25 protein-coding genes are annotated in these 20,633 nt (G+C 36.9%); 24 read left to right on the forward strand and 1 reads right to left on the reverse strand.

Going from position 1 to position 20,633, the window contains the following annotated elements; translation table 11 throughout:
* The first annotated feature begins 213 nt into the window (after nucleotides 1-213).
* The 10 genes from ACRPLQ_RS25800 to rsmI all read left to right on the forward strand — a co-directional run bounded on the left by ACRPLQ_RS25800 (nucleotide 214) and on the right by rsmI (nucleotide 7,197).
* Nucleotides 214-396, forward strand: a complete 183-nt coding sequence (locus ACRPLQ_RS25800) for a sigma factor G inhibitor Gin (protein WP_013081329.1) — start codon at nucleotides 214-216, stop codon at nucleotides 394-396.
* A gap of 153 nt (nucleotides 397-549) precedes the next feature.
* Nucleotides 550-1,974, forward strand: coding sequence for an aminotransferase class I/II-fold pyridoxal phosphate-dependent enzyme (locus tag ACRPLQ_RS25805; RefSeq protein WP_165635903.1), 1,425 nt, complete (start codon nucleotides 550-552; stop codon nucleotides 1,972-1,974).
* A gap of 16 nt (nucleotides 1,975-1,990) precedes the next feature.
* Nucleotides 1,991-2,617 (forward strand): dTMP kinase, encoded by a 627-nt coding sequence (gene tmk, locus ACRPLQ_RS25810; RefSeq protein ID WP_028412632.1) that lies wholly within the window; start codon nucleotides 1,991-1,993, stop codon nucleotides 2,615-2,617.
* A 63-nt stretch (nucleotides 2,618-2,680) separates the two neighbouring features.
* Entirely contained in the window at nucleotides 2,681-3,010 is a 330-nt protein-coding gene (locus ACRPLQ_RS25815; protein ID WP_013054845.1) for a cyclic-di-AMP receptor, read from the forward strand.
* 33 nt (nucleotides 3,011-3,043) lie between these two features.
* Complete coding sequence (gene holB, locus ACRPLQ_RS25820) at nucleotides 3,044-4,036, forward strand: DNA polymerase III subunit delta' (RefSeq protein ID WP_013054846.1); 993 nt, start codon at nucleotides 3,044-3,046, stop codon at nucleotides 4,034-4,036.
* Between the two features lie 4 nt (nucleotides 4,037-4,040).
* Nucleotides 4,041-4,868: a PSP1 domain-containing protein gene (locus ACRPLQ_RS25825; protein ID WP_013054847.1), complete on the forward strand. Its 828-nt coding sequence runs from the start codon at nucleotides 4,041-4,043 to the stop codon at nucleotides 4,866-4,868.
* A 14-nt stretch (nucleotides 4,869-4,882) separates the two neighbouring features.
* Entirely contained in the window at nucleotides 4,883-5,248 is a 366-nt protein-coding gene (yabA, locus tag ACRPLQ_RS25830) for a DNA replication initiation control protein YabA (RefSeq protein WP_013054848.1), read from the forward strand.
* Between the two features lie 78 nt (nucleotides 5,249-5,326).
* A complete protein-coding gene (locus tag ACRPLQ_RS25835; RefSeq protein ID WP_028412633.1) occupies nucleotides 5,327-6,073 on the forward strand; it encodes a tRNA1(Val) (adenine(37)-N6)-methyltransferase in 747 nt (248 codons plus the stop codon).
* Nucleotides 6,060-6,347 carry a GIY-YIG nuclease family protein gene (locus ACRPLQ_RS25840; RefSeq protein ID WP_013054850.1) on the forward strand — a complete coding sequence of 96 codons (288 nt, stop codon included), beginning with the start codon at nucleotides 6,060-6,062 and terminating at the stop codon, nucleotides 6,345-6,347. Before ACRPLQ_RS25835 ends, ACRPLQ_RS25840 begins: the two co-directional genes overlap by 14 nt.
* Complete coding sequence (gene rsmI / locus ACRPLQ_RS25845) at nucleotides 6,325-7,197, forward strand: 16S rRNA (cytidine(1402)-2'-O)-methyltransferase (RefSeq protein WP_016762698.1); 873 nt, start codon at nucleotides 6,325-6,327, stop codon at nucleotides 7,195-7,197. Before ACRPLQ_RS25840 ends, rsmI begins: the two co-directional genes overlap by 23 nt.
* Nucleotides 7,198-7,229: 32 nt before the next feature.
* On the opposite strand, the gene ACRPLQ_RS25850 is transcribed toward rsmI, so the two are convergent.
* A complete protein-coding gene (locus ACRPLQ_RS25850) occupies nucleotides 7,230-7,520 on the reverse strand; it encodes an AbrB/MazE/SpoVT family DNA-binding domain-containing protein (RefSeq protein WP_170836841.1) in 291 nt (96 codons plus the stop codon).
* A 566-nt stretch (nucleotides 7,521-8,086) separates the two neighbouring features.
* Between ACRPLQ_RS25850 and metG the strand changes: the two genes are divergently transcribed.
* From metG to ACRPLQ_RS25920, 14 genes are all read left to right on the forward strand, one after another.
* Nucleotides 8,087-10,069, forward strand: a complete 1,983-nt coding sequence (gene metG, locus ACRPLQ_RS25855; RefSeq protein WP_028412634.1) for a methionine--tRNA ligase — start codon at nucleotides 8,087-8,089, stop codon at nucleotides 10,067-10,069.
* Nucleotides 10,070-10,140: 71 nt separating this feature from the next.
* On the forward strand, nucleotides 10,141-10,911 hold the full coding sequence (locus ACRPLQ_RS25860; protein ID WP_028412635.1) for a TatD family hydrolase: 771 nt from the start codon (nucleotides 10,141-10,143) through the stop codon (nucleotides 10,909-10,911).
* A gap of 223 nt (nucleotides 10,912-11,134) precedes the next feature.
* On the forward strand, nucleotides 11,135-11,698 hold the full coding sequence (gene rnmV / locus ACRPLQ_RS25865) for a ribonuclease M5 (protein ID WP_028412636.1): 564 nt from the start codon (nucleotides 11,135-11,137) through the stop codon (nucleotides 11,696-11,698).
* Nucleotides 11,692-12,570 (forward strand): 16S rRNA (adenine(1518)-N(6)/adenine(1519)-N(6))-dimethyltransferase RsmA, encoded by an 879-nt coding sequence (gene rsmA, locus ACRPLQ_RS25870; RefSeq protein WP_028412637.1) that lies wholly within the window; start codon nucleotides 11,692-11,694, stop codon nucleotides 12,568-12,570. Before rnmV ends, rsmA begins: the two co-directional genes overlap by 7 nt.
* 77 nt (nucleotides 12,571-12,647) lie before the next feature.
* A complete protein-coding gene (yabG, locus tag ACRPLQ_RS25875; RefSeq protein ID WP_028412638.1) occupies nucleotides 12,648-13,520 on the forward strand; it encodes a sporulation peptidase YabG in 873 nt (290 codons plus the stop codon).
* A gap of 273 nt (nucleotides 13,521-13,793) precedes the next feature.
* Nucleotides 13,794-14,027 (forward strand): biofilm formation stimulator Veg, encoded by a 234-nt coding sequence (gene veg, locus ACRPLQ_RS25880; RefSeq protein WP_013054859.1) that lies wholly within the window; start codon nucleotides 13,794-13,796, stop codon nucleotides 14,025-14,027.
* A 194-nt stretch (nucleotides 14,028-14,221) separates the two neighbouring features.
* Nucleotides 14,222-14,392, forward strand: coding sequence for a small, acid-soluble spore protein, alpha/beta type (locus tag ACRPLQ_RS25885; RefSeq protein ID WP_016762700.1), 171 nt, complete (start codon nucleotides 14,222-14,224; stop codon nucleotides 14,390-14,392).
* A gap of 193 nt (nucleotides 14,393-14,585) precedes the next feature.
* Complete coding sequence (ispE, locus tag ACRPLQ_RS25890; protein ID WP_013054861.1) at nucleotides 14,586-15,455, forward strand: 4-(cytidine 5'-diphospho)-2-C-methyl-D-erythritol kinase; 870 nt, start codon at nucleotides 14,586-14,588, stop codon at nucleotides 15,453-15,455.
* A gap of 56 nt (nucleotides 15,456-15,511) precedes the next feature.
* Nucleotides 15,512-16,333 (forward strand): pur operon repressor, encoded by an 822-nt coding sequence (purR, locus tag ACRPLQ_RS25895; protein WP_013054862.1) that lies wholly within the window; start codon nucleotides 15,512-15,514, stop codon nucleotides 16,331-16,333.
* A gap of 21 nt (nucleotides 16,334-16,354) precedes the next feature.
* Nucleotides 16,355-16,732: a RidA family protein gene (locus ACRPLQ_RS25900; protein ID WP_013054863.1), complete on the forward strand. Its 378-nt coding sequence runs from the start codon at nucleotides 16,355-16,357 to the stop codon at nucleotides 16,730-16,732.
* Between the two features lie 155 nt (nucleotides 16,733-16,887).
* Nucleotides 16,888-17,178 (forward strand): septation regulator SpoVG, encoded by a 291-nt coding sequence (gene spoVG / locus ACRPLQ_RS25905; RefSeq protein ID WP_013054864.1) that lies wholly within the window; start codon nucleotides 16,888-16,890, stop codon nucleotides 17,176-17,178.
* Between the two features lie 194 nt (nucleotides 17,179-17,372).
* On the forward strand, nucleotides 17,373-18,752 hold the full coding sequence (gene glmU / locus ACRPLQ_RS25910; RefSeq protein WP_014462060.1) for a bifunctional UDP-N-acetylglucosamine diphosphorylase/glucosamine-1-phosphate N-acetyltransferase GlmU: 1,380 nt from the start codon (nucleotides 17,373-17,375) through the stop codon (nucleotides 18,750-18,752).
* 18 nt (nucleotides 18,753-18,770) lie between these two features.
* On the forward strand, nucleotides 18,771-19,724 hold the full coding sequence (locus tag ACRPLQ_RS25915; RefSeq protein ID WP_014462059.1) for a ribose-phosphate diphosphokinase: 954 nt from the start codon (nucleotides 18,771-18,773) through the stop codon (nucleotides 19,722-19,724).
* Nucleotides 19,725-19,910: 186 nt separating this feature from the next.
* The gene (locus ACRPLQ_RS25920; protein ID WP_028412640.1) at nucleotides 19,911-20,540 is read left to right on the forward strand and encodes a 50S ribosomal protein L25/general stress protein Ctc; all 630 of its coding nucleotides are present in this window, start codon (nucleotides 19,911-19,913) and stop codon (nucleotides 20,538-20,540) included.
* The last annotated feature ends 93 nt before the right edge of the window (nucleotides 20,541-20,633 follow it).

Raw genomic sequence — 20,633 nt, forward strand, 5'->3', positions numbered from 1 at the left:
GAACACGGAAGTTAAGCTCTTTAGCGCCAATGGTAGTTGGGACTTTGTCCCTGTGAGAGTAGGACGTTGCCAGGCACTTGAAAAAAGACTAGCTATTTTAGCTAGTCTTTTTTTATTATTCACAAAGTATAAGCTATCTACATAAAATGGGGTAAATGAACTGCATAAAGAAGTTACATCTTGTCGATACTTATTTAGTGGAGGTGGAGAGTAATGGAAAAACAAATTAAAACATGTTCCGTTTGTCATGAACAGCATACAAAGGGTATTGAGGTGTTTTCCAGCTTTATATGCCAACACTGCGAGGTAGAGATTGTAGAGGTGGATTCATCTCATTTTCGTTATCAATTGTTAGTAAATCAATTAAAGAGAATATCAGGAGCGTTTTCTTACTAAAAGCCCTTTTTTATAAGGGCTTCTTTATATGGCTCAAAAAAATCATCTAAGTTTGTTATAATGAAAGAAAAATGAATTTTGATAGGAAAAATGCTTACATATTCTTTTATCAAGTTAACAATGTTATATTTACAAAAAGTAAGGAATGGATGTATGGATACATATTTACCTTTATATAACCGTTTAGTAAGGCATAGCGAAAAGAGGTCACTCTCTTACCACGTGCCCGGCCATAAAAATGGTCAAATTCTACCTTCACATATTCAGTCTTCTTACGCAGATTTTTTGCAATACGATCTAACGGAAATTAGCGGATTAGATGATTTACATGAAGCAGAATCTGTTATTAAAGAAGCACAAGAGTTAACGGCAAAGTTGTATGGAGTAGATGAAAGCTTTTTTTTAGTTAATGGTTCTACTGTAGGCAACCTCTCAGCAATTTTATCTCTTTGTCAAGAAGGAGATAAAATTGCTGTTCAAAGAGATTCTCATAAATCTATTTTTAATGCTATTACTTTATCAAAGGCATCACCTATTTTTTTAGCTCCTGAAATAGATTCAAAAACACATCTTAGTACAGGTGTATCCATTAAAACAATTAAAGCGGCTTTAGAGCGTTCTGAGGATATAAAAGCATTTGTATTAACAAATCCTACTTACTACGGGGTGGCACGAGATTTAAAGGAGACCATTGACTTTATTCATAGCTACAATATTCCTATAGTTATTGATGAAGCTCATGGAGCCCATTTTATTTTAGGCAATCCTTTTCCGTCGTCAGCTGTTACGTATGGAGCTGACCTTGTCGTTCAGTCAGCACATAAAACGCTACCAGCTATGACAATGGGTTCTTATTTACATATGCAGGGAACATTAGTGAATAAGCAAGCGGTGCGCCATTACCTACAAGTACTTCAGTCAAGCAGTCCTTCATACCCTATTATGGCTTCTCTCGATTTGGCACGGTATTATCTGCAGCAGTTTACACAGCATGATATCGATAGAATGACTGACAATATTCATTCGTTTGTTGAAAAGATTAATAAGATTGATACACTTTCAACTATTAATGTGGAAACAGATCAAACTACTACCGACCTTTTGAAAATGACATTGACTTGTTCCGCGGCAACAGGATATGATTTGCAAAAGGAACTGGAAAAACAAGATATTTATACAGAACTAGCTGACGTTAACTATGTATTGTTTGTTCTACCGTTAAGCAGCAGTTGGGACTTTAATGATACAATTAAGCGGGTTAGACAAGCAGTAGCAAATATAAAGCGTAAGTCGTATGAAAAACCACTAATCAAACCATTTCGTTTTTCAAGGGCAACGGTTCTCCTGTCTATGGAAGAAAGAAAATTAAGGACAAAGCATATGTGTTCGTTTGAAGAAGCGATTGGGTGTGTAAGCGCACAATCTATTATTCCATATCCTCCTGGAATTCCTATTTTAATGGAGGGAGAAACGATTACGAGCAATCATATTGACTATATTTTGCATATTCAAAGGTTAAATGGTCATATTCAAGGCGGCTCTTGTATGGAAGAAGGAAAGATAGAAGTATTTAAATAGAGAAAGGAATTTATACATGTCAGGAACGTTTATTACATTCGAAGGGCCAGAGGGTGCTGGTAAGACGACCATCATCCATATGGTTCAACAAAAATTAATACAAGATGGCTATAACATTGTATTAACAAGAGAGCCTGGAGGCATACGAATTGCTGAACAAATTCGTGAAATCATCTTAAATCCATCTAACACGGAAATGGATGCCAGAACAGAAGCACTTCTTTACGCTGCGGCTAGGAGACAACATCTTGTAGAAAAAGTGATTCCTGAGCTAAATAAAGGGAATATAGTATTATGTGACCGTTTTATTGATAGCTCACTTGCTTATCAAGGAAATGCGCGGGGGATAGGTGTAGAAGATATTTTTGCTATCAATCAATTTGCTATTGAGCAAACGATGCCACAGGCCACTTTATATTTTGATATTGAGCCTGAGGTAGGATTAGAAAGAATTAATAAAGGTCGAAAAGATGAGATTAATCGATTAGATTTAGAATCCTTAGACTTTCATTACAAAGTACGAGATGGATATCTATCTCTTTTGAGTCAATTTCCAGAGCGTATTCGCCGAATTGATGCAAATCAATCCATTGAAAAGGTCTGTGAAGAAGCTTATAAACAGATACAATTGATTTTAAAATAAATACAGATGATTGTTATTCTTGCTATACTATTCTTAACAATAAAGTAAAATGAGGTGTTATTCATGAAATTAGTAATGGCCGTTATTCAAGATTCAGATAGCTCAAAGCTTTTAAATGCACTTGTAGAAAGAGGATTTCGTTCAACCAAATTATCAAGTACGGGCGGATTTTTAAAATCAGGGAATACAACAATTATGATTGGTACAGATGATCATAAAGTAGATGAAGTACTTGATATTATTAAGGGCCAATGTGAAAACCGCAGACAGATGATTTCTCCTGTGGCACCGATGGGTGGTAATGCAGATTCATACATTCCGTATCCTGTTGAAGTTGAAGTGGGCGGAGCTACAGTATTCGTACTACCAGTAGATCAATTTCATCAATTTTAAGAGAGAAGATTTTAAATAGAAAGTGATGATTGAATGGGAAATACATGGGAACAGCTTGAAGCTCTTCAGCCGAACGTATTAAAGATTTTGCAAAACAGCTTACTTAAAGAGCGAGTTGCTCATGCTTATTTATTTGAAGGAAGCAAAGGAACAGGTAAAAAACAAATTAGTTTTTTGTTTGCTAAAGCACTGTTTTGCCAAAATCCAGTTAATCATAGGCCATGCCATGAGTGCAGTAACTGCCGGCGAATTGATTCAGGTAATCATCCAGATATTCACTTGATTGAGCCAGCTGGTTTATCGATTAAAAAAGAGCAAATTCAATTCTTGCAATCAGAATTCACAAAAACCGGTGTTGAATCTAATAAAAAGTTATATATTGTGAATCATGTTGATAAAATGACAGTAAGCGCAGCAAATAGTTTACTGAAATTTTTAGAAGAGCCTGGCAACGGAACTTATGCAATTTTATTAACAGAAAATATACAGCGCTTATTAGATACGATTATCTCACGTTGCCAAGTAATATCATTTCGATCTCTTACACCAGAACAGTTAGCTGAAAAACTAGTAGAAAATGGCCTTTCCGCAGTAGATGCGTCCATCTTGTCTAATTTAACAAACAGCATTGATGAAGCAATTGAATTAAGTAAAGATGAATGGTTTGGACTTGCAATAAAGTTAGTGATACAATTATATGAAGTGTTAACAACGAGACCTCAACAAGCTCTTCTTTTTATTCATGAAAAGTGGGTAACACATTTTAAAGAAAAAGAACAAGCTCATATTGGTTTAACTTTATTGATGCTTCTTTACCGTGATTTGTTGACGCTGCAAGTTGGACAAGAGTCTAAAATCGTCTATCGTCATAAAATAGAAGAATTAAAACAGCAAGCTCTTCAGACAACGCAGGAAAAAGCGATTTATCGCTTAGAGGTTATCTTGAAGGCCAAAAATAAATTAAATTCAAATATGAATCTACAGTTATTAATGGAACAGCTGGTGTTGGATTTGCAGGAGGGATAAAAGCTTGTATGATGTAGTAGGCGTTCGCTTTAAAAAAGCGGGAAAAATATATTATTTTGACCCTGGAGAACTTACAATTCCAGATGGTGAGTTTGTTATTGTAGAAACAGTTCGTGGTGTTGAATTTGGCAGAGTGGTTATTAACAAAAAACAAGTAAGTGAACATGATGTCGTGCTTCCTTTGAAAAAAGTAATCCGCATTGCTGAACAAAAAGACAGGCTGATTGTGGATGAAAATAAACAAGCTGCTAGAGAAGCGTATGACGTATGCGTGCAAAAAATTCAATCACACGATTTAGATATGAAGTTAGTAGATGTAGAATATACGTTTGATCGTAATAAAGTCATTTTTTATTTTACAGCAGACGGCCGTATTGATTTTAGAGAGCTAGTTAAAGATTTAGCTGCTATTTTCCGTACGCGAATTGAGCTTCGTCAAATTGGTGTACGAGACGAGGCAAAACTGTTGGGTGGGATAGGTCCTTGTGGACGTATGCTATGTTGCTCAACGTTTTTAGGTGATTTTGAGCCGGTTTCTATTAAGATGGCCAAAGACCAAAACCTATCGCTTAATCCAACGAAAATTTCTGGTTTATGCGGACGTTTGATGTGTTGTTTAAAATATGAAAATGATGAGTATGAAACGGCAAAAGAACAGCTTCCTGATATAGGCTCAACAATTAAAACTTCAGATGGTTCAGGACGTGTAGTAGGTTTGAATATTTTGGAAAGAATTATTCAAGTGGAACTGTCAGATCACGAACAAATTTTAGAGTATACTCTGGATGAGATCAATAATGAAGGTGCTGTTTCGTTTCAAGCCACAGATTAACGAGGTGGGCAAAGGTGGATAAAAAAGAGATTTTTGATTCGGTGACAAACATGGAGGAACAAATTGGTCATTTATATAAGCAGTTAGGTGAGTTGAAAGAGCATCTTGCTGAGCTAATTGAAGAAAATCATCATCTGCAAATAGAAAATGATCATTTGCGCCGTCGCCTTGACCAGACAAACTTCGAAACGAAGCTGAAAAATAGACATTCAAAAGCAAGCGCTCAAACAAAAGAGCAAAAACAAATTGATATCGGAGAAGGATATGACAATTTGGCTCGCCTTTACCAAGAGGGTTTTCATATTTGTAACATTCATTATGGAAGTGTGCGTAAAGATGGAGACTGTTTGTTTTGCTTGTCATTTTTAAATAAAAAGTAACAACACCTCTCCCTTTTGGAGAGGTTCTTTTTATGAGTAAAAGATGTAAATAATAGATGTACAAGGAGAAGAACGATTATGGTTGAGTTATATGGAGATGAACGTTTAGATTATCTATTAGCCGATGAGGAAATGCGCATTATTCAAAGTCCATCTGTCTTTTCCTTTTCATTGGATGCTGTGCTTTTATCTCACTTTGCTTATGTCCCAATTCGTAAAGGCAACTTGGTTGATTTATGTTCAGGAAACGGTGTAATCCCACTGTTTTTATCTAAACGAACAAAGGGAAAAATCATTGGTGTAGAAATTCAAGAGCGGCTACATAGTATGGCACAAAGAAGTATTGCGTATAATCAGCTGGATGGGCAGATTAAAATGATACATGGTGATTTAAAAAATGCACCTCAAGAACTGGGTTATGGAAAATATGATGTTGTAACATGTAATCCTCCTTATTTCACCACATCCAATAAAGAAGAAATAAATGAAAACGAACACTTTGCAATCGCTCGCCACGAAATTCATTGTTCGTTGGAAGATGTGATTAGAGCCAGTAGTCAACTAGTTAAGCAAGGCGGAAAAGTAGCATTGGTTCACCGTCCAGGGAGACTATTAGATATCGTTACGTTAATGAGGCAATACCGTTTAGAGCCAAAGAGACTTCAGTTTGTCTATCCTAAAGATGGGAAAGAAGCAAATACACTTTTAATTGAAGGTACGAAGGATGGAAGTCCAGATTTAAAGATTCTTCCTCCGCTGGTGGTCTACCAAGATAATGATGAATACACGGACGAATTAAAAAGGATTTTATATGGAACAGAATAATCATTATTTTTATGTAGTTGAATGCAAGGACTGTACGTATTACGCTGGTTACACGAATAATTTGCAAAAACGTATTTCTGTCCATAATGAAGGGAAAGGGGCAAAATATACGAGAGCAAGAAGGCCTGTTTCATTAATTTGGCATGAGGTGTTTACTTCTAAAACAGAAGCTATGCAAAAAGAGTATTGGTTCAAACAGTTAAGCAGAGTGCAAAAACAGGCTTACATTCGAAGGGAGCAAGAAAAGCAGAATGAAATCACAAAAAAGTTATGATGTATCGAATGAACGAGGCGTTTTATATTTAGTTCCCACTCCTATTGGAAACTTAGAGGATATGACATTTCGTGCGATTCGAATTTTAAAAGAAGTTGATTATATTGCCGCAGAAGATACGAGACAAACGAAAAAACTATGTAACCACTTTGAAATCGATACGCCTATTACAAGTTATCATGAACATAATAAACATACAAAAAGTGAACAGCTGTTAAGCGACTTGGACAGTGAAAAAAATATTGCTTTAGTAAGCGACGCGGGTATGCCCTGTATTTCAGATCCTGGTTATGAGTTAGTGGTAGCTGCCGTTAAAGAAGGATATACGGTTGTTCCGCTGCCGGGGCCTAACGCAGCATTAACAGCTTTAATTGCTTCTGGTCTACCTACAGGGCAGTTTTATTTCTATGGATTTTTAAACAGAAATAAAAAACAGCGTAAAGAACAGCTTCAAGAGCTTCAGTATATTAAAGAAAGCATGATATTTTATGAAGCCCCTCATCGGTTAAAAGAAACGCTAAAGAGTATAGAAGAAATTTTAGGGAACCGATCTATTGTGTTATGTAGAGAGTTAACCAAACGCTATGAAGAATTTTTAAGAGGAAGCGTATTAGAAGCAATTGAATGGACAAATGCCACAGATATTAGAGGGGAATTCTGCTTAATTCTTGAAGGGACAAATGAAGAAGCGCCAGATGAAAGTAATCTATGGTGGGAACAGCTCACCATTATCGAGCACGTTGATCACTATGTAGAAGAAGGACTTTCAAACAAAGAAGCGATTAAGCAAGTGGCAAAAGACCGAGATGTATCAAAACGAGACATTTATAGTGAATATCACGTACATTAAAAAAAGCTGTCTATCATAGACAGCTTTTCGTTTTATTTAGAAGCTTGTAAAGAATCTTGAAGTTCTTTCATGATTTGTTCTGCACCTTCACGGCTTAGAATTAATTTGCCGCTAGCAAGTTGAATGTTATCATCAGATACTTCACCTGTTACTTGGCAAGTCATGTTTGGTTTATATTTTTTTAAGATGATGCGCTCTTCATCTACATAGATTTCTAGAGCATCTTTCTCTGCAATTCCTAATGTACGACGTAATTCAATTGGAATTACTACGCGTCCTAATTCATCAACTTTACGAACAATACCTGTAGATTTCATGTTAATCGTTCTCCTCTCAATGATCATTTTTCTATGTTATTACTTTCGTCATTATTCGACAATTTCAACGTACTTTCATAATACCAGCGTTTCCAAAACTAGTCAATCATTTTATATGTAAAAAAATGTAGCTGGGAAAAAATTTTTTCCCCGACTCGTTTAGAAGCTAATTGTGACCGTCAGTCAAGGAATGACAAGGGGTTTCATTGGAAAAAAGATTAATCGCCTAAATAGCTTGATATTAACTATTTTGAAGATAGGGTAAATATAATTCGACATAAAACGACAAAATTAGACCTATTTGTCGTTTTTATCAAAGTGACTTTTTGAATGGGGGTATATTTTATATAAAAATAGGGCGAAGCTGATACAATTAACAGGATTATTTTTTGGGAAAATAACGATTATTTAAAAATGAAGTGAATCCGTCATATTCCCGTGTATATAGGAAGAGAATGTTTTGAAATTATCATGTAAAATAGTATGATAGATAGTAGAATAAGAAGACAGGGTTTATATGATTACATCCATATAAATCAAAATGTTGAAATGGAATGTTGGAGGTTATGAACATGGCAGATGGAAATAATACATTTTACATTACTACGCCGATTTATTATCCGAGTGGTAAATTACATATAGGGCACGCATACACGACGGTAGCGGGAGATGCAATGGCTCGTTATAAACGTTTGAGAGGGTTTGACGTACGTTATTTAACAGGTACGGATGAACATGGTCAAAAAATTCAGCGAAAAGCAGAAGAGAAAAACGTGACACCTCAGCAATACGTAGATGATATTGTCTCTGGAATCAAAGAGCTGTGGGATAAGATGGATATTTCGTATGACGATTTTATCCGTACAACAGAACCAAGACATAAAGAAATCGTGGAAAAGATTTTCGCGCGCCTTTTAGAACAAGGTGATATTTATCTTGATGAGTATGAAGGTTGGTATTCAGTTCCCGATGAGACGTACTATACAGAGCATCAACTAGTAGATCCAATCGTTGAAAATGGAAAAGTTGTAGGTGGGAAAAGCCCGGATAGCGGACACCCTGTAGAGCTCGTTCGAGAAGAGTCCTATTTCTTTAAAATGGGGAAATACGTAGATCGTTTACTAGCTTTTTATGAAGAGAACCCTTCATTTATTCAACCGGAGTCTCGTAAAAACGAAATGATCAATAATTTTATTAAGCCGGGTCTTGAAGACTTAGCTGTTTCTCGTACGACGTTTGATTGGGGGGTAAAAGTTCCAGGTAACCCAAAACACGTTATTTACGTATGGATTGATGCGCTTTCTAACTATATCACCTCTCTTGGGTATGATACTGAGAATGATGAAAACTATCGAAAATACTGGCCGGCTAACGTACATTTAGTAGGAAAAGAAATCGTACGTTTCCATACCATTTATTGGCCAATCATGTTGATGGCACTTGATTTGCCACTTCCTAAGAAAGTATTTGCTCACGGCTGGTTATTAATGAAAGATGGAAAGATGTCGAAGTCAAAAGGGAATGTAGTAGACCCAGTGACATTGATTGACCGCTATGGGTTAGATGCCCTTCGTTACTACTTGCTTCGTGAAGTTCCATTCGGTTCAGACGGTGTATTCACACCAGAAGCGTTTGTTGAACGTATTAACTTTGACTTAGCAAATGACCTTGGCAACCTAGTTAACCGTACAGTGGCGATGATTAATAAGTATTTTGATGGTGTTATTCCGACTTATGAAGGAAATGTAACAGAGTTTGATGCACTTATCGTACAAGCTCAAAAAGATACAGTGAATAAATATGAAGAAGCGATGGAGGATATGGAGTTTTCAGTGGCTCTTGCTTCTATCTGGCAATATGTAAGCCGCACGAATAAATACATTGATGAAACGCAGCCTTGGGCGTTAGCAAAAGATGAGAATAAGCGTGCAGAACTTGCTTCCGTTATGACACATCTAGCTGAATCAATTCGTCACATTGCGGTATTACTACAGCCATTCTTAACACGTACACCTGAGAAAATTTTTGCTCAGATCGGTGTAAAAGAAGATGTGTTAAAAACGTGGGAAAGCACGACGCGCTTTAATATGCTTAAAGAAGGCACAAAAGTAGAAAAAGGTGAGCCAATGTTCCCTCGTCTAGATCGAGAAGAAGAGGTAGCGTTTATTAAAGAGCAGATGCAAGGAAGTGCTCCGAAGGAAGAAAAACCTGTTGTGAAGGAAGAGCCTTCTGAAGAGATTACGATTGATGATTTCATGAAAGTAGAGCTTCGTGTAGCGCAAGTTACGCAAGTAGAACCAGTTAAGAAGGCAGATAAACTATTAAAGCTGCAGCTTGATCTTGGCTATGAAAAACGCCAAGTTGTATCAGGTATTGCCAAGTTTTATAAGCCTGAAGAATTAGTAGGTCGCAAAGTAATTTGTGTAACCAACTTAAAACCTGTAAAATTGCGCGGCGAACTATCACAAGGAATGATTTTAGCCGGTGAAGATGAGAATGGTCTTTCACTAGCAAGCGTAGATCAAAACTTAGCAAACGGCACGAAGATAAAATAAGTATAGTTAAAAGGGGTGTTTCACGTGTAACATGCGAGGACCCCCTTTTATTCATGGAAAGGATCGATTAGATGTTATTTGATACACATGTTCATTTAAACGCAGAACAGTATGAAGACGATTTGCAAGAAGTAATTAATCGCGCGTTAGAAAAAGGTGTTCAAAACATGGTGGTTGTTGGATTTGATGAACCTACCATTAAAAAAGCTATTCAAATAGCTGAAACGTACGACTTTATCTATGCTAGTGTAGGCTGGCATCCAGTAGATGCAATTGATATGACGGATGAGCATTTAGCTTGGATTGAAGAGTTAGCTCAGCATCCGAAAGTTGTGGCTTTAGGAGAGATGGGATTAGACTATCATTGGGATAAATCACCTAAAGAGGTTCAAAAGGACGTATTTCGCCGTCAAATTCGCTTAGCGCGCAAAGTGAATTTACCTATCATTATTCATAATCGTGATGCCACCGAAGACGTGGTAACCATTTTAAAAGAAGAGCACGTAGAGGAAGTAGGAGGTATTATGCATTGCTTCACGGGTAGTATTGAAGTAGCGAAGCAGTGTATGGATATGAATATGTATATTTCTTTTGGTGGACCTGTTACATTTAAAAATGCAAAAAAACCAAAAGAAGTTGCTGCAGAACTTCCTTTAGATAAACTATTAATTGAAACAGACTGTCCTTATCTAACTCCTCATCCATTCCGCGGCAAGCGCAATGAACCTGGTTATGTGTCATACGTAGCGGAGCAAATTGCAGAGTTAAAAGGCATAACGTATGAAGAGTTGGCTGATATTACAACAGCTAACGCTAAAAAACTATTTGGCATTAATGATTAAAACTTTTTCCCATATAACAATCATTTTCGTGTTAAAGTAAAGATAGGCGCAGAGGAGAATGTTATCCTCTGCCTTTTTCAGTTAAAATAACAGATAGATGCTTTTTAATTTAGTTGATAATAAGATAAAACGTTGATTTCATAGAAGAAAAATGATGTGAGTAACGAGCATTTCATTTTTACTGAAAAGCAAATGAACAAAACTGAATGTTTTGGAGGAAGAAATGAAGATTAAAGAAATTATTGTAGTAGAAGGTCGGGACGATACCGTAGCGATTAAACGTGCAGTGGATGCGGATACTATCGAGACAAATGGATCAGCTGTAAATGAAGAAACCATTGAAAAAGTAAAATTAGCTCAAAAAACAAGAGGCGTAATTATTTTTACAGATCCAGATTATCCAGGACAGCGAATTCGAAATATTGTTTCAGAACGTGTTCCAGGATGTAAACATGCATTTTTAGATAAAGAAGAGGCTCGCCCTAAAAACGGCAAAGGTATTGGAGTTGAACATGCTTCTATTGCGTCTATTCAAAAAGCACTAAAAGATGTAAAGCAAGAGTGGGTAGAAGCAGATATGGAGATTTCTCAAGAGGATTTAATCGTAGCTCGTTTGGTAGGAGATAGTAAAGCCAAGTCTCGACGTGAAAGAATAGGAAAGTTATTAAAAATAGGCTATGCCAATGGAAAGCAGCTTCATAAACGATTACAGATGTTCCAAATTTCAAAAGAGGAGTTTATCAAAGCTGTTGAGCAGATAAATAAGGAGGAAAAGGAATCGTGTTAAAAGATATTGCAACGCCTAATCGAACCAAGGAAATTTTAAAGAAATACGGTTTTACATTTAAAAAGAGTTTGGGACAAAATTTTTTAATTGATACGAACATTTTACATCGCATTGTTGATCATGCAGAAATAACAGAAGAAACGGGAGCAATTGAAATTGGACCCGGTATCGGAGCGTTAACTGAACAGCTAGCAAAGCGCGCAAAAAAAGTACTGGCATTTGAAATCGACCAGCGTCTGCTTCCGATTTTAGCCGACACTCTTTCTCCTTACCCAAATGCAAAAGTTATTCATCAAGATGTGTTAAAAGCGGATTTAAAAGAGACGCTCGAACAAGAATTCGAAAACATAGAAGATTTAATGGTCGTTGCGAATTTACCGTATTACGTGACGACACCCATTTTGATGAAATTATTAGAAGAGCAAATTCCGGTACGGGGAATCGTTGTTATGCTTCAAAAAGAAGTTGCCGACCGTATAGCAGCTAAACCGGGAACAAAGGAGTACGGTTCACTTTCTATTGCGATTCAATACTATACAGAGGCTGAGACGGTTATGATTGTGCCTAAAACAGTATTTAATCCGCAGCCTAATGTAGATTCAGCTGTTATTCGGCTGCTGAGAAGACCGAAGCCAGCGGTAGAAGTACAAGATGAAGCATTCTTCTTCCAAGTTGTACGAGCAAGTTTTGGACAGCGCCGAAAAACCATTTTAAACAATCTAGTGAACAACTTGCCAAATGGGAAACAGAAAAAAGCGGACATTGAGCAAGCACTTGCAACTGCTGAAATTGATCCGAAAAGAAGAGGCGAAACGCTGTCTATTCAAGAATTCGGAGCGTTAAGTGACCAACTTTTAAAATCATTTCGCTAAATCATCACATTTTTATCATGAAGTCATAGGCTATGAAGAGAATTTATTTTTGAAGTAGCAAAGACGGAGTGAAGCATATGAACATCAAAATTGGTGATATAGTTACACGACCTTCTTATCAAAGAGATTTGCTTTTTCGTGTTATAGCTATTAATGACAGCGAAGCGGGGAAATATGCGACTTTAATAGGAGAAGACGTTCGGTTGATTGCCGACGCTCCTTGTACAGATTTAGAGGTTGTGGATGCTAAAGAACAGGATCAAAGAAAAAAACAAGAAGAAGAACTTTTAGAAAGATCCTTGGAGCTTATTCAACAGGATTATCGGCTCGTTCGAGAGAAAACTGAATATAGTATGACTAATGGATACAGCCATTCACATCGCTTGTTTCAAATTCCTGGAAAGGTCCTGCACGTAGACGGAGACCCTAATTATTTACGTAAATGTTTGTTGGTTTATGAAAAAATTGGTGTTCCTGTTTATGGTGTTCATTGCGTAGAGTCAGAGATGCCGGAGAAAGTTGGAAAGTTAATTGAGGATGTAAGGCCTGATATTCTGGTGCTGACAGGGCATGATGCTTATTCCAAAGGAAAAGGAAATAAGGATGATCTTCTTGCTTATAGACATTCCAAGCACTATATTCGAACAGTCCAAGAAGCAAGAAAAAGAGTTGGTAATTTAGATCAGCTGGTGATTTTTGCAGGTGCCTGTCAATCGCATTTTGAATTATTGATTCAAGCTGGAGCAAACTTTGCTAGTTCACCTTCGCGTGTAAATATTCATGCGCTTGACCCCGTGTATGTAGTAGCAAAACTAAGTTTTACTCCTTTCACGGATCGTATTAATGTATGGGACGTCTTACGTAATACATTAACGGGTGCTAAAGGTTTAGGAGGAGTAGAAACAAAAGGGCTGCTTCGCACGGGCATGCCTTATGAAAGCGATGAGTAGAAATAAAAACAACTGGTTACAGCATGTACACGCATGATGTGCAACCAGTTGTTTTTTCGTATGAAGCCAAAGTATACGCTGAATTTCACAAAATCATTTTCAATATTTGCTAAAGATATACATATTTCGTTAAAAAACGAGCATACTAACAGCGAAATGTAGATTCATGTTGAAAATTATTTATTGACACAATTAGAGATAGATTGTTATAATTTTATGTTTTTGACTATTTTTCTAACATGTGTTACACTATACATAGTGAGGTGGACCAATATGGCGAAAACTTTGTCTGATATTAAGCAAGCGCTGGATTTGCACCTAGGCCAACGATTAACTTTAAAAGCAAACGGTGGTCGTAGAAAAACAGTAGAACGTTCAGGTGTATTAACAGAAACGTACCCATCTGTTTTTATCGTTGAATTAGATCAAGAGGAAAACTCTTTGGAGCGCGTTTCGTATAGTTACGCAGATGTGTTAACGGAAACAGTGCAACTAAAATTTTTCTAAGAATGACATAGGCAATATAGCAAGTGGTGATGAGCAGTGGACATTGGTTTACTGCTTTTTTATTGGTCTTTTTTTCAAATTATATATAAATTATTTTTTATACATACTATACATATCGTCCTCGCATTTTCATGTATAAAGAGCGAGGAGATTCAGGTTGAAATTTCATTTTATACGTAAAGGAGCCATGTGCAATGTCAAGGCGTAGAGGGATTATGTCATCGAAGCTGAAAGAAGAACTGGCTAAAGAACTTGGTTTTTACGATACTGTACAAGCAGAAGGTTGGGGCGCTATTCGGGCAAAAGACGCAGGCAATATGGTGAAGCGAGCAGTGGAGCTTGCACAGCAGCAGCTAAGGCAATAGTGAAAATCAATGCTTATGCGATTATTTAAAGTGAAATGAGGAAAACCGAAGTGTATAACCGCTTCGGTTTTTTTGTCCCAAAATGAAAGATAAAACAGAGGATTAAACAAAGATGTTTAAATGAACAGCTATATCTTGTTCATTTTATGATAAAATAGCGTTAAACTCGATAAGATGAAGTAGGTGAAGTAAGTTGAAATTAATGGTGAAAGCACCGGCTAAAATAAATTTGTCACTTGATGTGTTACATAAACGCCCAGATGGTTACCATGAAGTTAAGATGATTATGACAACAATTGATTTAGCGGACAGAATTGAACTTTCTGATCGTGAAGATGGACGAATTGTTATTTATTCTCATAATCGCTTTGTTCCAGATGACCAGCGAAATCTCGCTTATCAGGCAGCGCAGATTTTGAAGCGACGTTATAACATTTCAAAAGGTGTAAATATATTAATTGATAAACATATTCCAGTAGCTGCTGGATTAGCTGGAGGCAGCAGTGACGCGGCTGCTACATTACGCGGTTTAAATACGTTATGGGAATTAGGGTTATCATTAGACACACTTGCAGAAATAGGGGCTGAGATTGGCTCTGACGTATCTTTTTGCGTGTACGGAGGGACAGCTCTTGCTACAGGGCGCGGAGAGATTGTAGAGCATATTGAGGCACCTCCAAGCTGCTGGGTGATTTTGGCTAAGCCTGAAATAGGTGTTTCTACAGCAGATGTATATCGAAACTTAAAAATTGAGGAAATGGATCATCCTAAAGTAGATGAGATGGTTCACGCCATACAATCAGGAAATTATGATCAAATGTGTAGCCTTGTCGGAAATGTATTGGAAGCAGTAACGCTGAAAATGCATCCGGAAGTAGCTCTCATTAAAGAACAAATAAAGCGTTTTGGCGCCGATGCTGTACTCATGAGTGGCAGTGGGCCAACTGTATTTGGACTTGTACAGCATGATTCACGTATGCATCGCATTTATAATGGATTACGTGGCTTTTGTGATAAAGTTTATGCAGTTAGGTTACTAGGTGAACGAATAACGCTTGAATAAATCCGTATGTTAATGTTATATTTACATTACAATATTCGGATTTTCAGGAGGATGTTATGAAGTTTCGACGTAGTGGACGATTAATTGATATGACCAACTATTTCATTCAAAACCCTCAGCGCCTTATCCCTCTTACGTATTTTGCAGATAAATATGATTCCGCAAAATCATCTATTAGCGAAGATATGGCGATTATTAAACAAACTTTTGAACAGCAGGGTATCGGAACTTTGGTTACGCTACCAGGGGCTGCCGGCGGAGTTAAATTCATTCCAAAGATGACGAATGAAGAAGCCGGTCAGCTTGTTCAAGAATTATGTGGGTTGATTGAAAAACCTGAGCGTTTATTGCCAGGTGGATATTTATATTTAACTGATATTTTAGGGAACCCCCGCGTTGTGAATAAAATCGGTCGCTTGTATGCATCGCTTTTTGCTAACCGCAAAATCGATGTGGTGATGACTGTAGCAACAAAAGGTATTCCTATTGCGTATGCGGTTGCTCAGTATTTAGACGTGCCCGTTGTTATTGTGCGCAGAGACAGTAAAGTAACTGAAGGATCGACCGTTAGTATTAACTACGTGTCAGGTTCATCTAAGCGCATTCAAACGATGCTGTTAGCTAAGAGAAGTTTAGCGGTGGGGTCAAATGTACTCATCATTGATGACTTCATGAAAGCCGGCGGTACGGTAAATGGAATGGTTAGTTTGCTTGAAGAGTTTGATGCAACTGTTGCTGGTATTGGAGTTTTAGTAGAATCAGAAGATATTGAAGAACGTTTAGTGGATGAGTATGTGTCTCTTGTACAATTAACAGATGTAAATATTAAAGATAAACAAATTCGTGTACAGGAAGGCAATTACTTAAAATATATTTGATCAAGTAAGGGAGAGGAACATATGTTACAGGTTCAAACAAAAAATGCACCGCAAGCTATTGGTCCATATTCACAGGGAATTGTTGTGAATAACTTGTTTTACAGTTCAGGTCAAATTCCACTTCGTCCAGATGGTACGTTGGTCGAAGGCGATGTTCAAGTACAAGCTACTCAAGTATTTGAAAATCTAAAAGCAGTTCTTGAAGAAGCAGGAGCTTCTCTAAATACAGTTGTAAAGGCAACCGTGTTCATTAAAGATATGAACGACTTCGCAGCATTAAATGAAGTCTATGGTGACTACTTCGGCGACCATAAGCCGGCACGTTCATGTGTAGAAGTAGCGAGACTACCTAAAGATGTACTTGTTGAAATTGAAGTTATTGCGCTTGTTAAAGGGTAATTAAATTAACAAATTTCTAACAAAAAGCAAGTAACTTCCAATTGTTCACTTTTTTTGCGAAAATTTTCTAAAAATTTTTTCTGAATAGCAGGAAAACACAAAATTCTGTGGAATTAAGTATGTAAAGCTTCGCATAGAAAAAGGTGGTGAACAAGATGGAAGTAACTGACGTAAGATTACGCCGCGTGAACACTGAAGGACGTATGAGAGCGATTGCTTCAATCACATTAGATGGTGAATTTGTTGTTCATGATATTCGTGTGATTGATGGTAATAATGGCTTATTTGTAGCCATGCCAAGTAAACGTACACCGGATGGTGAGTTCCGTGATATTGCACATCCAATCAATTCAAATACTCGCGGAAAGATTCAAGATGCTGTTTTAGCAGAATATCATCGTTTAGGTGAGGTAGAAGTTGAATTCGAAGAAGCGGGTGCTTCGTAAACATATGATACATTAAGAGTCTACTGAAAAGTAGGCTCTTTTCTTTTTGATTACCGCTTATATAATTTCACACCTTTGTAAAACTTTAGCATTACCAAAAAATAAAATTCATGACTTATAAATGATTCCTTGAAATGCTGTCATTTTTGATATAATATTCTTAATGGATAAAAAGGTAAAATTGGAGGCCTGTTATGTCAAAAAGATATGCAGTCATATTGGCAGCTGGTCAGGGTACACGTATGAAGTCATCTTTATATAAAGTGTTACACCCTGTGTGTGGCAAACCGATGGTGCAACACGTAATTGATCAGTTATCACGCTTAGATTTAACAAATTTAATTACAGTTGTAGGTCACGGTGCCGAAAAAGTGAAATCACATGTTGGAGATAAAAGCTTATTTGCTTTACAAGAAGAGCAGTTAGGAACAGCTCATGCAGTAATGCAAGCAGAATCTTTACTTGCACATGAAAAAGGTACGACAATTGTTGTATGTGGAGATACTCCGCTTATTACAGCTGAAACAATTGAATCTTTATTAAAGCATCATGAAGCAACAAATGCAATGGCAACTATTTTAACGGCTCATGCAGAAGATCCAACAGGATATGGACGCATCATTCGAAATGAACAAGGCTCTGTTGAAAAGATTGTTGAGCATAAAGATGCCACAGAACAAGAGCGTCTTGTACAGGAAATTAATACTGGTACGTACTGTTTTGATAATGAGAAATTATTTGAGACACTTTCAAAAGTTTCAAATGATAATGTACAGGGAGAGTACTATTTACCTGATGTTATCGAAATTCTAAAAAATGAAGGTCAAATTATTTCTGCATATCAAACATCCGATTTTGCTGAAACATTGGGCGTTAATGATCGATTTGCTCTGTCTCAAGCAGAAGAAACAATGAAAAAGCGTATCAACAAGCAGCATATGTTAAATGGAGTGACGATTGTGGATCCTTCTAACACGTACATTTCAGCAGATGCTGTCATTGGCAGAGATACGGTTATTTATCCTGGTACGGTTATTCAAGGAACAGTTGTAATTGGAGAGAACTGTGAAGTAGGACCTAACAGTGAAATTAAAGACTGCAAAATAGGTAATAATACTTCTATTCGCCATTCTGTTGCTCACGATAGTGAAATTGGTCACGAAGTCACAATTGGCCCATTTGCACATATTCGTCCTCAATCATTAATTGGAGATGAAGTGCGCGTAGGAAACTTTGTAGAAATTAAAAAAGCATCTTTTGGCAAAGGTAGCAAAGCTTCTCATTTAAGTTATATTGGAGACGCAGAGGTCGGAAAAGGTGTAAACTTAGGGTGCGGATCTATTACAGTTAACTACGATGGGAAAAATAAATTTTTAACAAAGATTGAAGATGGGGCATTCGTAGGATGTAACTCAAACTTAATTGCACCTGTAACAATTGGTGAAGGCGCCTATGTTGCAGCTGGTTCAACCGTAACGGATGATGTGCCAGGAAAAGCATTATCAATTGCTCGTGCGAAACAAGTAAATAAAGAAAACTATGCTGAAAAGCTTGATATTAATAAAAAATCCTGACGGAGGTTTCACAATAAAATGTCAAATGTATATGCTGATGAAAATTTAAAGTTATTTACGCTAAATTCAAACAAGGCTTTAGCTGAAGAGATCGCAAAAGTAATTGGTGTGGAATTAGGTAAATGTTCGGTTGATCGTTTCAGTGACGGTGAAATTCAAATTAACATTGAAGAAAGTATCCGTGGTTGTGATGTATTTATCATTCAATCAACAAGTGCTCCAGTTAACGAACACTTAATGGAATTATTAATTATGATTGATGCATTAAAACGTGCATCAGCTAAAACAATTAACATCGTTATGCCTTACTATGGCTATGCTCGTCAGGATCGTAAAGCTCGTGCACGTGAACCAATCACTGCCAAATTAGCAGCAAATATCATTGAAAAAGCGGGAGCTACTCGTATTATCACATTAGATTTACATGCTCCTCAAATTCAAGGTTTCTTCGATATTCCAATTGACCATTTAGTAGGTGTTCCAATTTTAGGTGAATACTTCAAGAGTAAAAATCTTGATGACGTTGTTGTTGTATCTCCGGACCACGGTGGCGTAACGCGTGCTCGCCGTTTAGCGGAACGTCTAAAAGCGCCGATCGCTATCATTGACAAACGTCGCCCACGTCCAAACGTAGCAGAAGTTATGAACATTGTTGGACAAGTGGAAGGGAAAACAGCAATCTTGATTGATGACATGATTGATACAGCTGGTACAATTACAATTGGTGCAAGTGCATTAATTGAAGCAGGTGCAAAAGAAGTATATGCTTGTTGTACACACCCAGTTCTTTCAGGCCCTGCGATTGAGCGTATTCAAAACTCTACAATCAAAGAGCTAGCTGTAACAAACTCTATTGCTTTAACAGAAGATAAGAAAATTGGTAAAGTAACAGAACTTTCAGTAGCTCCGTTAATTGGTGAAGCGATTATTCGTGTTCACGAAGAGCAATCAGTTAGTACGTTATTTGATTGATAAACAGAACCTCTTTCCATTTGGAAAGAGGTTTTTTTGAAAAAAATTAAATGGGCTAATCCTTGGTTTTAAAGGGATTTGGACGGGATGAGCAAAGATATATTGCTGATTGAAACGAGTTTTATGTTTAGCAGCCTTCTAAAAAGGGTACATTTTAAGTAGAAAACATACTGGAAGGTGAATAAAATGAGTATTTCAATTCAAGCAAATAAAAGAACGGATTTCAAAAATTCTACAAATAGAAAAATTCGCGACGAAGGAAACTTCCCAGCGGTTGTTTACGGAAATAAAACAGAATCCACGCCTATTTACTTAAACAGTGCTGATTTTATTAAGACTATTCGTGAAGCAGGACGCAATGGAGTGTTAACATTACAAGTGGACAAGCAAAAATATTCCGTAATGTTACATGATATTCAAACCGATCCATTAAAAAACGAAATTGTCCACGCCGATTTCCAAGTGGTCGACATGAAGAAAGAAATTGATACTGAAGTTTCTTTATCTCTAGTAGGAGAAGCAAAAGGAACAAAAGAAGGCGGCGTATTACAGCAGTCTCTATATGAAATTTCATTAAAAGGCTTGCCGCAAGATATCCCATCATCTATTGATGTAGATGTATCAGATTTGGGAATTAACGATACAATTACAGTAGGGGATATTAAGGTAGATAAAAAGCTAGAAATTACGCATGATGCAGAAGATACAGTTGCTTCTGTACTACCTCCTCAACAGGAAGAAGAGCCGGATAGCGGCGAAGTTCAGGATGCTGAAGGCGACGTTGAAGCAACAAAAGAAAAAGATAGCGAAGAATAATATAAAAAGACGTAACCAAAAGGTTACGTCTTTTTGTGTGAATTGATTATAATAAAAGTGATACTATATAGTAATGTAAAACATTAAAGACAT

The organism is Priestia sp. TRN 1309 (genome assembly GCF_050846875.1).
GTDB classification, from domain to species: Bacteria; Bacillota; Bacilli; order Bacillales; family Bacillaceae_H; genus Priestia; species Priestia zanthoxyli.

Excerpts from the sequence above, each read along its gene's own strand:
- ACRPLQ_RS25800 (WP_013081329.1), top strand. The coding sequence starts at position 214 with ATGGAAAAACAAATTAAAACATGTTCCGTTTGTCATGAACAGCATACA.
- ACRPLQ_RS25805 (WP_165635903.1), top strand. The coding sequence starts at position 550 with ATGGATACATATTTACCTTTATATAACCGTTTAGTAAGGCATAGCGAA.
- tmk (WP_028412632.1), top strand. The coding sequence starts at position 1,991 with ATGTCAGGAACGTTTATTACATTCGAAGGGCCAGAGGGTGCTGGTAAG.
- ACRPLQ_RS25815 (WP_013054845.1), top strand. The coding sequence starts at position 2,681 with ATGAAATTAGTAATGGCCGTTATTCAAGATTCAGATAGCTCAAAGCTT.
- holB (WP_013054846.1), top strand. The coding sequence starts at position 3,044 with ATGGGAAATACATGGGAACAGCTTGAAGCTCTTCAGCCGAACGTATTA.
- ACRPLQ_RS25835 (WP_028412633.1), top strand. The coding sequence starts at position 5,327 with ATGGTTGAGTTATATGGAGATGAACGTTTAGATTATCTATTAGCCGAT.
- ACRPLQ_RS25840 (WP_013054850.1), top strand. The coding sequence starts at position 6,060 with ATGGAACAGAATAATCATTATTTTTATGTAGTTGAATGCAAGGACTGT.
- rsmI (WP_016762698.1), top strand. The coding sequence starts at position 6,325 with ATGAAATCACAAAAAAGTTATGATGTATCGAATGAACGAGGCGTTTTA.
- metG (WP_028412634.1), top strand. The coding sequence starts at position 8,087 with ATGGCAGATGGAAATAATACATTTTACATTACTACGCCGATTTATTAT.
- ACRPLQ_RS25860 (WP_028412635.1), top strand. The coding sequence starts at position 10,141 with ATGTTATTTGATACACATGTTCATTTAAACGCAGAACAGTATGAAGAC.
- rnmV (WP_028412636.1), top strand. The coding sequence starts at position 11,135 with ATGAAGATTAAAGAAATTATTGTAGTAGAAGGTCGGGACGATACCGTA.
- yabG (WP_028412638.1), top strand. The coding sequence starts at position 12,648 with ATGAACATCAAAATTGGTGATATAGTTACACGACCTTCTTATCAAAGA.
- veg (WP_013054859.1), top strand. The coding sequence starts at position 13,794 with ATGGCGAAAACTTTGTCTGATATTAAGCAAGCGCTGGATTTGCACCTA.
- ACRPLQ_RS25885 (WP_016762700.1), top strand. The coding sequence starts at position 14,222 with ATGTCAAGGCGTAGAGGGATTATGTCATCGAAGCTGAAAGAAGAACTG.
- purR (WP_013054862.1), top strand. The coding sequence starts at position 15,512 with ATGAAGTTTCGACGTAGTGGACGATTAATTGATATGACCAACTATTTC.
- ACRPLQ_RS25900 (WP_013054863.1), top strand. The coding sequence starts at position 16,355 with ATGTTACAGGTTCAAACAAAAAATGCACCGCAAGCTATTGGTCCATAT.
- spoVG (WP_013054864.1), top strand. The coding sequence starts at position 16,888 with ATGGAAGTAACTGACGTAAGATTACGCCGCGTGAACACTGAAGGACGT.
- glmU (WP_014462060.1), top strand. The coding sequence starts at position 17,373 with ATGTCAAAAAGATATGCAGTCATATTGGCAGCTGGTCAGGGTACACGT.
- ACRPLQ_RS25915 (WP_014462059.1), top strand. The coding sequence starts at position 18,771 with ATGTCAAATGTATATGCTGATGAAAATTTAAAGTTATTTACGCTAAAT.
- ACRPLQ_RS25920 (WP_028412640.1), top strand. The coding sequence starts at position 19,911 with ATGAGTATTTCAATTCAAGCAAATAAAAGAACGGATTTCAAAAATTCT.